This window comes from Flavobacterium sp. HTF (assembly GCF_003105115.1).
Lineage (GTDB): Bacteria > Bacteroidota > Bacteroidia > Flavobacteriales > Flavobacteriaceae > Flavobacterium.
Map to the genome: position 1 here is coordinate 1 of NZ_QETH01000132.1, position 9,185 is coordinate 9,185.

8 protein-coding genes are annotated in these 9,185 nt (G+C 32.5%); 6 read left to right on the forward strand and 2 right to left on the reverse strand.

The features are described from left to right. Positions 1-141 precede the first annotated feature (141 nt). Positions 142-285, reverse strand: a complete 144-nt coding sequence (locus DCO46_RS21395) for an rSAM-modified peptide (protein WP_116754509.1) — start codon at positions 283-285, stop codon at positions 142-144. Between the two features lie 358 nt (positions 286-643). Between DCO46_RS21395 and DCO46_RS21400 the strand changes: the two genes are divergently transcribed. From DCO46_RS21400 to DCO46_RS21425, 6 genes are all read left to right on the forward strand, one after another. Next, positions 644-2,107 (forward strand): vitamin K epoxide reductase family protein, encoded by a 1,464-nt coding sequence (locus DCO46_RS21400; protein ID WP_243416381.1) that lies wholly within the window; start codon positions 644-646, stop codon positions 2,105-2,107. Between the two features lie 74 nt (positions 2,108-2,181). After that, the gene (locus DCO46_RS21405; protein ID WP_116754511.1) at positions 2,182-2,364 is read left to right on the forward strand and encodes a hypothetical protein; all 183 of its coding nucleotides are present in this window, start codon (positions 2,182-2,184) and stop codon (positions 2,362-2,364) included. 345 nt (positions 2,365-2,709) lie between these two features. Next, a complete protein-coding gene (locus tag DCO46_RS21410; RefSeq protein WP_116754512.1) occupies positions 2,710-4,902 on the forward strand; it encodes a peptidase domain-containing ABC transporter in 2,193 nt (730 codons plus the stop codon). A gap of 2 nt (positions 4,903-4,904) precedes the next feature. Beyond that, positions 4,905-6,200, forward strand: coding sequence for an HlyD family secretion protein (locus DCO46_RS21415; RefSeq protein ID WP_116754513.1), 1,296 nt, complete (start codon positions 4,905-4,907; stop codon positions 6,198-6,200). Between the two features lie 45 nt (positions 6,201-6,245). Beyond that, positions 6,246-7,880 carry a S41 family peptidase gene (locus tag DCO46_RS21420; RefSeq protein WP_116754514.1) on the forward strand — a complete coding sequence of 545 codons (1,635 nt, stop codon included), beginning with the start codon at positions 6,246-6,248 and terminating at the stop codon, positions 7,878-7,880. 25 nt (positions 7,881-7,905) lie between these two features. Next, entirely contained in the window at positions 7,906-8,289 is a 384-nt protein-coding gene (locus tag DCO46_RS21425; protein ID WP_124019592.1) for a hypothetical protein, read from the forward strand. A 17-nt stretch (positions 8,290-8,306) separates the two neighbouring features. On the opposite strand, the gene DCO46_RS21430 is transcribed toward DCO46_RS21425, so the two are convergent. After that, a complete protein-coding gene (locus DCO46_RS21430; RefSeq protein WP_116754516.1) occupies positions 8,307-9,014 on the reverse strand; it encodes a tRNA1(Val) (adenine(37)-N6)-methyltransferase in 708 nt (235 codons plus the stop codon). Positions 9,015-9,185 lie beyond the last annotated feature (171 nt).

Genomic DNA, 9,185 nt, shown 5'->3' on the forward strand with positions numbered 1-9,185 from the left:
CATCTCCGCCTTGTACTGTTTTTTGTTGTTTTTTGGATAATTTTTCAATTTCAAAATCTTCAAAATTTAATTTTTTACTTGTCATAATTAGATGCATTAAATTTAAGTTTTTTTATTATATAGTTGTTTTTTTATCAAAATTTATGGTGTTCCGTTACCACCTCCACCACCTCGGATTGGATCTTTTCCGTCGTCAGGAGCATCTCCTCCACGCACAGTTTTTTGTTGATTTTTGGATAATTTTTGAGCCTCAAAATCTTCGAATTTTAAATTATTTTTTGTCATGTTTTTGAATGTTATTGTTTAACTTTTTCAAAACTAGACAAAAACCAAAACCCTTAATCGAGAATAGCCTTTTTGAGATTTTGTAAATCATAAAATTAACGTAAATAATTGAAAAACAATAATTTATGTATATAAATCTGACTAGTATAATTTATAAATTGTATGTACTATAATTAATAAAAAGTATATATAAGCGCATTTTTTTCAAATAAAAACTACAATATTTGCATCGTAGTTATGAATTAAACAGCTCGAAAAGATGTTAAAACTGGTTCAGAAATTTCTTCTAATAAACAAGTACTCGGATATAAAAAATGAGTTCAAAGATTTGTTTCTTTCTCATCCAAATTATCCAAGTTTGTTTGCAATAACAGATTCTTTGGATTTGTTGTCTGTGGAGAATGCTGCAGTAAGAGTTTCGAAAGAACAAATCGAAAATTTACCGTCTAATTTTTTAGCCTATTTTAAAGAAGAACTTACTTTGGTAGAAAGAGCAAAAAACTTTGTTCGTATCGATACTGAAAAAAAAGGGAACCAAAAAATATCATATGATAATTTCCTTTTGGACTGGAATGGTGTAATTGTAGCAATTGAACCAAATAACATTGTAGGCAGAGAAAGTTTAAAAAATGAATACAGAAATATTAGATATTATGTTCCGTTATTTCTTTTGGTTGGTTTGTCATTTTTTTATAATTCTTATAATTTATATAGCTCAATATTTTTAGCGACATCAATTTTAGGATTGATTATTAGCATTTTTATCGTTCAGGAGAAATTAGGCTTTAAGAATAATATTATTTCAAAATTTTGCAATCTGACTCCAAATACATCTTGTGATTCAGTTATCAATTTTGAAGGGATAAACAAGAGACTGAGTGGCTTTTCAGATTTGCCTTTACTGTTTTTCAGTGCAAGCGTTTTGGCAATCCTGATAAAACCTGCAGAATCGTCTATTATCATAGGTTTTTTAAGCCTGTTAGCGATTCCGGTTATTGTAACATCAGTATGGATTCAGAAATATGAAATTCAGAAATGGTGTGTAATGTGTCTGGCAGTGTCATTTTTGATTTTGGTTCAGAGTGTAATATGGTTTGCGTCAGACTTTTTTATATTAAATTTTAGTTTCGGTATAATTTTTCCATTCTTGTTTTCTTTAGTCCTGCTAATGTCAGTCTGGTCAGTTCTTAAGCCTGTAATAAAAAACATACTTAGTGATGACAGTAACTTAAAAGATCTTAAGAAGTTTAAGAGAAATTATTCACTATTGAATTTTTTATCAAAAAAAGTGCCTCATATCCTTGGATTAGAAGATTTAAGAGGGTTGAATTTTGGAAATAGAAATGCATTAATAAAGCTTACTATAATTATTAGCCCGAGTTGTGGTCATTGTCATAAAACTTTTCAGGAAGCATTTGATTTGGTTTTAAGATTTCCGGATAAAATATATTTAAACATATTATTTAATATCAATCCGGAAAATGTGGATAATCCGTTTAAAATTGTTGTCGAAAGACTTTTAACAATAAACAGATCAACACCAGGCAAGACGGTAGAAGCAATCTCTGATTGGCACATTAAAAAGATGGGTCTGAAAAAATGGTTAAAAAAATGGCATACAGAACCTGTAAGCATGATGATAAATCAGGAAATACAAAAGCAATACGAATGGTGTTCTAAAAATGATTTCAATTATACACCGGTAAAAATTGTAAATGATAAGTTATTTCCAAACGAATATGAACTTAACGAACTAAAATATTTTCTAAACGATTTTGTTGATGAAAAAGAACTTAAGGTACTTGAACAACAGATAGCGTAGAAATAAACATAAGACAGAAGCTTCAAATGTCATTAAAAGATTGGAGTATTTTCAAATAATAAAAATTAATTATTATGATAAAAAATATTTTGAATTTAGAAGGTGCTCAGGAAATAAGTGCAAACGAGCAAAAAACGATAGTAGGTGGAAATGCACCAGTTTGTGGTGAAGGCGCTGTAGCCAGAAGATGTACCGATTTTGGAACAGTACCAGCTTACTGGACTTGTGTACCGCTAGATTACGTTGGTCGTTGCTAATTTTTGAAGATTAGAATACAAACAATATAAAGCCTTATTTAAAATTTAGTCATGTTTTTTTTGAATTTGTAGGCGCTCGATCGTGGAACATTGAGCAATTTATCCCCGCATTGATGATTGGTGCTGGGATTCTCAGGATAATTGGTCACTCGGTTGGTTTTATTTGGTTAGGGCTAGCCAGTGCCATCTCCTAGAGAAATTATGTTATTAGAATTATACTTTATATAAAAAACAGAGAGAAGATAGTTTCTTTCTGTTTTTTTTTGGATTTAACATATTTAATAAAGTATCTTCATTTTTTAAGAATTTTTGTATAATATTGCTGTTAAATAAACCAATTCAGAATTGAAAAAATTCACAAACTACAAGCAAGCCGATTATAAAGATTGCGGGCCGACATGTTTAAAGATAATCGCAAAACATTACGGCAAAACAATCCATATTCAGGAGTTGAGGGACAGCAGCGAAACAACTCGTGAAGGAAGCAATTTGCTTTTTTTGAGTGATGCGGCTGAAAAAATTGGTTTTAGGACTTTAGGGGTTAAACTAAGTTTAGAAAGATTAGAAGAAGCACCATTGCCCTGTATTTTGCACTGGAACAAAAATCATTATGTTGTACTTTATAAAATAAAAAAAGACACCTATTATATTTCAGATCCGGCTTTTGGTTTAATCGAATATAATAAACATGATTTCATTAAATTCTGGATAGGAAATAACGCTGACGAATCTACTCAGGAAGGTATTGCATTATTGATTGAAGCCACACCGAAGTTTTTTCAGACCGATTTTGACAAAGAAGATAATAAAGGAATAGGCTTTGGGTTGCTGTCACAATATGTACTTCGTTACAGGTCGTTTTTAATTCAGTTAAGTATTGGGTTGTTAGCCAGTAGTTTATTGCAGCTTATTTTTCCTTTTTTGACGCAGAGTATTGTTGACATTGGAATACAAAACCAAAATATTAATTTTATTTATCTGATTCTTTTTGCACAATTGTTTCTTTTTGCAGGAAGAACGGGTCTGGAACTCATCAGAAGCTGGATTTTGCTTCACCTTTCAACCAGAATAAACATCTCACTTATCTCTGATTTCTTTATCAAATTAATGAACCTGCCCATTTCATTTTTTGATGTAAGAATGACAGGGGATATTATGCAGCGTATCAATGATCATCGTAGAATTGAGCGAATTCTGACCACATCATCCTTAAATGTATTGTTTTCTGTAATCAATATGTTTGTTATGGGTGGCGTTCTGGCTTATTTTAATCTCAAAATATTTTTAGTGTTTTTTGCCGGAAGTGTTCTTTATTTCGGATGGATTACTTTATTCCTAAAAAGAAGGGAAGTTCTGGATTATAAACGTTTTGCCGAGGTTTCACAGGAACAGAGCAAAGTTATGGAGCTTATAAACGGTATGCAGGAAATAAAGCTGCATAATGCCGAAAAACAAAAACGCTGGGGATGGGAATATGTGCAGGCACGATTGTTCAGAGTTTCTATAAAAGGATTGGTTTTGGAGCAGACACAAACCATTGGTTCTTCTGTAATTAATGAGTTAAAAAATATTTTCATCATATTTCTTTCTGCAAAATTAGTTATCGATGGTTCCATCACATTAGGAATGATGTTGGCGATTAGCTCAATTGTTGGAAGCTTAAATGGTCCTATAACACAACTTATTGAATTTGTACGGGAACTTCAGGATGCAAAAATTTCGCTGGCAAGATTGTCTGAAATTCATGAAAAAGAAGATGAGACACAACAGGAAGTACATCAGACCGCTGATGTTCCATTTGATGCTGATCTTGATATAAAAAATCTTTCTTTCCGATATTTAGGATCTGATATTCCGGTATTGGATAATCTGAACTTAATAATTCCGGCAAATAAAGTGACTGCGATAGTTGGCGTAAGCGGAAGCGGAAAAACAACTTTAATGAAGCTTTTACTTAAATTTTATGAACCTGAAAAAGGAGAAATTAGTATTGGGAATGCACAATTAAAAAATGTTTCGCAAAAAGCATGGAGAGCCAATATTGGTGCTGTCATGCAGGAAGGTTTTATTTTTAGTGACACTATTGCCAATAATATTGCTATTGGTGTTGACAATATTGATAAAGAAAGATTAATATACGCCTCCGATGTTGCCAATATCAAGGAATATATTAGTGGTCTGCCATTAGGGTATAATACTAAAATTGGTTCTGAAGGTACAGGAATGAGTACCGGACAGAAACAAAGATTGCTTATTGCAAGAGCAGTTTATAAAAATCCCGAAATTTTATTTTTTGATGAAGCTACGTCTGCATTAGATGCAAATAACGAAAAAGAAATTATGCGAAAATTGTCTGTTTTCTTTAAAGAAAAGACGGTTGTCGTTATTGCGCACCGATTAAGTACGGTAATGAATGCCGATCAGATAGTAGTTTTGGATAAAGGAAAAATTATTGAGATTGGAAGCCATTCGGCACTGGTGGAGCAAAAAGGGAATTATTTTGAATTGGTTCGAAATCAATTGCAATTAGGGAATTAATCATGGCAGAAGATACTACTACATTTGAGTTAAGAAGCGAGGAAGTTCAGGATATCCTAACCAAAGTACCACACTGGATGATCCGTTGGGGAACAGTTCTGATATTCATAATTCTGGTGATGCTTTTTTTTGTTTCCTGGTTTATTAAGTATCCGGATGTGGTAAATACAGAAATTGTAATCACTACCAATATACCACCGGAGAAAATAGTTTCAAAAACATCAGGGCGAATTGAAGCCATATTGGTTAAAGACAAATCGGTAATACAAAAAAATACAACTCTTGCCATTATCGAAAATACGGCCAATTATCAGGACGTTTTTTTATTAAAAAGCATTGTAGACAGTTATAACGTTAATGATCAGAGAAAAGATTTCCCTTTTGCATTATTAAAAAATGCGCAGTTAGGTGAAATTGAAAGTGCGTATGCTGTGTTTCAAAAAGACTACCAGGCACAAAAATTAAACAAAGATTTACAGCCTTTTGAAGTAGAAAGCAGGGCCCAAAGTTCTGAAAATATCCAAATAAAAGAGCGTTTGGAAATTCTTCAGCAGCAAAAAGTAATTAACGAAAGTGAATTGCAGCTTCAGAAAAATGAAGTGGCCCGCTTTGAGACTTTATTCAATAAGGGAATAGTGTCAACTCAGGAAATGGAAACCAAAAAACTGAGCTATCTTCAGGCACAAAAGAACTATAAGAATCTCTTATCATCGATTTCCCAACTTAGGTCCTCTTTGATTGATAATACAAAATCGAGTCAGAGCTCGCACATAAACAGCACTAAGGAAGAAGTTAATCTTGGTCGAAATATGGCACAGTCCTTTTATCAGTTAAAAAAAGTGATAAAAGACTGGGAACTTAATTATACACTAAAATCATCTGTTAGCGGTGTCGTGACTTTTTTACAGGTCTGGACGGAAAACCAAACAATTAATTCAGGTGATAATGTTTTTTCGATAATTCCTGATTCCAGAAATGGTTTTGTTGGAAAAGTAAAAGCTCCGGCTTTAAATTCCGGAAAAATAAAGGTGGGACAACGCGTAAATATTAGACTTTCGAATTTTCCGGATAGGGAATTTGGTGTGCTATACGGCAAAATCAGGAATATCTCTTTAGTGCCGGATAAAGACGGGAACCTGCTATTGGATGTTGCACTCCCAAACGGATTGCAGACATCATATAAAAAGCAAATTATTTTTCAGCAGGAAATGAAAGGAAGTGCAGAAATTGTAACAGAAGATTTAAGATTGCTCGAAAGGATTTTATATCAGTTTAAAAGTATTTTTGAACAGGTATAAAGCCTCTACATAAACCAACTACCAACTAACCAAAAAACAAATTAAATGAAAAGAATACTACTTGTCTTTCTTGTTCTAATCTTTCAGTTTTCTTTTTCAAAACCAATATCCGAAACTCAAAAATTAGCCGCTACCTGTAAAGTATGGGGTTTCTTAAAGTATTATCATCCAAATGTGACAAATGGGAGCCAAAACTGGGACGAACAATTATTTCAGATCCTGCCTCAGGTCGAACAGGCAAAAGATACCGAAGCATTTTCTTTAGTTATAGAAAATTGGATTTCGTCATTGGGAGAAGTGAAAGTTTATAAAGCTGTAAAGCCCGCTTCAAAAAAGGAATATTTTGATAAAAATTTTGATTTGTCATGGTTCAATAAATTATTTTCTAAATCTCTTTCAAAAAAGCTTAAATTCATTGAAGAAAACAGGATTCAGGGACAACAATTTTATTATACCTCAGATCCCTATATAAAAGTGCAAAATGAGATTAAGTATCAGGATTTTAAATGGACTGATAAGAATTTACGCCTTTTAGCTCTTTTCCGTTATTGGAATCAAATGGAATACTTTTTTCCATACAAATATAAAATGGACGAAAATTGGGATTCTGTTTTGGCAGAAATGTTACCCCGGTTTACTGCTCCCGAATCAGAAAAAGATTTTGTTCTGGCAATGCGCGAGATATCAGTTAAACTTGACGACACGCATGCTTCTACACAAACAAACAAGATGTATGATTATTTTGGAGATAAATTTACTCCTTTTGATGTAGTATTTATCGATAATAAAGCGGTTGTTATTAACCTGAAAAATGATTCCCTGGCCAAAATTGATGATATCAGAATTGGAGATGTGATTACTAATGTAGGCGGAAAAAAGGTTGAAGATTTGATTAATGAAAATTTAAAATATGCAGAAGGTTCGAACAGACCGGCAATTTTAAAGAATATTTACTGGGCCGTTTTTAACGGAAAAACCGAAACAACTGAAATTGAATTTAACCGGGACAACAGTAATTCATATAAAACAATTAAACGCTATAAATATCAGGATTTGAAAATCCGGTTAAAAAGTAGCGAGAAATGGAAACTTTTAGAGGATAAAATAGGGTATATTGATGTAGAATCAATTAATGCGAAGGAGCTTCCAGACGTTATGAAGGAATTTAAAAACACAAAAGCTATAGTTTTTGATGCAAGAAAATATCCTAAAGAGCCTAATATTGAAGAAGATATAGCACAATATTTATATCCTGAAGAAAAAGCATATGCAAAATTTATCGATGTAGATTTGACATATCCTGGCAGATATATTTGGAGAGAAGATCAAAAGACAGGCAAAAAGAATCCGGATTATTATAAAGGGAAAGTGATTATTTTAGAGAATGAAAAAACGCAAAGTCACGGAGAACATTTGGTAATGTGTTTACAGGCGGCTCCAAATACCACGATTATCGGAAGCCAAACCGCAGGAGCAGATGGCGGGACTTGTAGATATGAAATTATAAAAGGATATTCTACCATATTTACCGGTTTTGGAATTTTTTATCCTAATAGAAAAGAAACACAACGTATTGGTATCGTCCCAGATATTGAAGTAAAACCAACGATTTCAGGTATTCAGCAAGGAAAAGATGAGGTTTTGGAACGCGCAATTCTTTTTGCTAAAACTGGTAAATAATAAGCTATTCATTAAAAAAAATAATATGAAAAAGATCATCTTTTTTAGTCTGATGTTGTTAGGAACTATTGCATATGCACAAAAATTAGATTGTAATAAATTTAGGAATGGAAAATTTGCAGCTCCAGCTTTTCCGGATGAATATGCTATTCGCAAAGATTCTATTGAAGATTGTTATATGAATGGAAAATTGCAAACAGTTTGGAGTGTCAAATGGCTTAGTGACTGTAAATTAGAAAGGATTTGTATTAAAAATTTCGGGGCAGAAAATGTTAAAATTGGGGATAAAAGTTTATGTGAAATCACTTATACAGATGATGAATGTATTACTTTTTCAATACGTTATTTTAATGAAGAAAATCCAGAAGGAATCGATTTTGAAAGAGGCCTGTGTTTGCAAAAAGAGTAGTTACGTAAAGACGTTTTTTACATTTTCAAATAAAAATCTTTTGTAAGCTCAATATATTCAGGCGTATAAACATGCCTGTCAATTTCAATTGTCAATTCATCGATCTCAATTTCGGAAATTTCATTTCGGCTAAAAGCCAATAAACTACGCTTGATTTCAGATTTTGGAGTCCCTTTTACACGCGTGATTTTAATTGGGTATAATTCTGATTCTTTGGCTAAAGCAATAAATTTCTCTTCTTCTCTAAAAGGAATAATTATAGCCAGAATTCCATTTTCTGAAAGCAGTAAATCGGCTGCTTCCACGATTTCTTCAAACGGCATTGCATCCTGAAAACGGGCTAAATCGCGTTGTTCGTTTTCAGTTTTATAATCTTCAGCATAAAAAGGAGGATTTGAAACAATCAGGTCATATTCGTCTTCCGGTTCTTCAATAAATTCATCTAAACCTGCATGAAAACAGAATAAACGGTCTCCCCACGGCGAATTTTCAAAATTATCGACTGCCTGTTCGTAAGCATCTTCGTCAATTTCAAGAGCATCAATTTGTTCAGCATGAGTTCGCTGTGCCAGCATTAAAGCAATTATTCCAGTTCCGGCACCAATATCTAAAACACTAAACGGATTATGATTTACAGGAGCCCAAGAACCCAATAAAACACCATCTGTGCCTACTTTCATAGCGGTTTTGTCTTGTTTTACAGAGAATTGTTTGAATGTAAACATAAATTAAGAAGTTCCAATTTTTAAATACCAAATTCCAAAACTTTAGAAAATTGAAATTCCAATATAAAAAATTCCAAATTCCAATTTTAGTGTGGAGTACAGTAATGTTTTTGAGATGCGAAAATAAGATTTAAATATTGATTTATTGCTTTGAAGTTTTGGTAATTATTG

What these genes read in the sequence shown, in the direction of transcription:
- DCO46_RS21395 (WP_116754509.1), bottom strand. Translation starts at nt 285, where the DNA reads ATGACAAAAAATAATTTAAAATTCGAAGATTTTGAGGCTCAAAAATTA.
- DCO46_RS21405 (WP_116754511.1), top strand. Translation starts at nt 2,182, where the DNA reads ATGATAAAAAATATTTTGAATTTAGAAGGTGCTCAGGAAATAAGTGCA.
- DCO46_RS21430 (WP_116754516.1), bottom strand. Translation starts at nt 9,014, where the DNA reads ATGTTTACATTCAAACAATTCTCTGTAAAACAAGACAAAACCGCTATG.
- DCO46_RS21425 (WP_124019592.1), top strand. Translation starts at nt 7,906, where the DNA reads ATGAAAAAGATCATCTTTTTTAGTCTGATGTTGTTAGGAACTATTGCA.
- DCO46_RS21420 (WP_116754514.1), top strand. Translation starts at nt 6,246, where the DNA reads ATGAAAAGAATACTACTTGTCTTTCTTGTTCTAATCTTTCAGTTTTCT.
- DCO46_RS21415 (WP_116754513.1), top strand. Translation starts at nt 4,905, where the DNA reads ATGGCAGAAGATACTACTACATTTGAGTTAAGAAGCGAGGAAGTTCAG.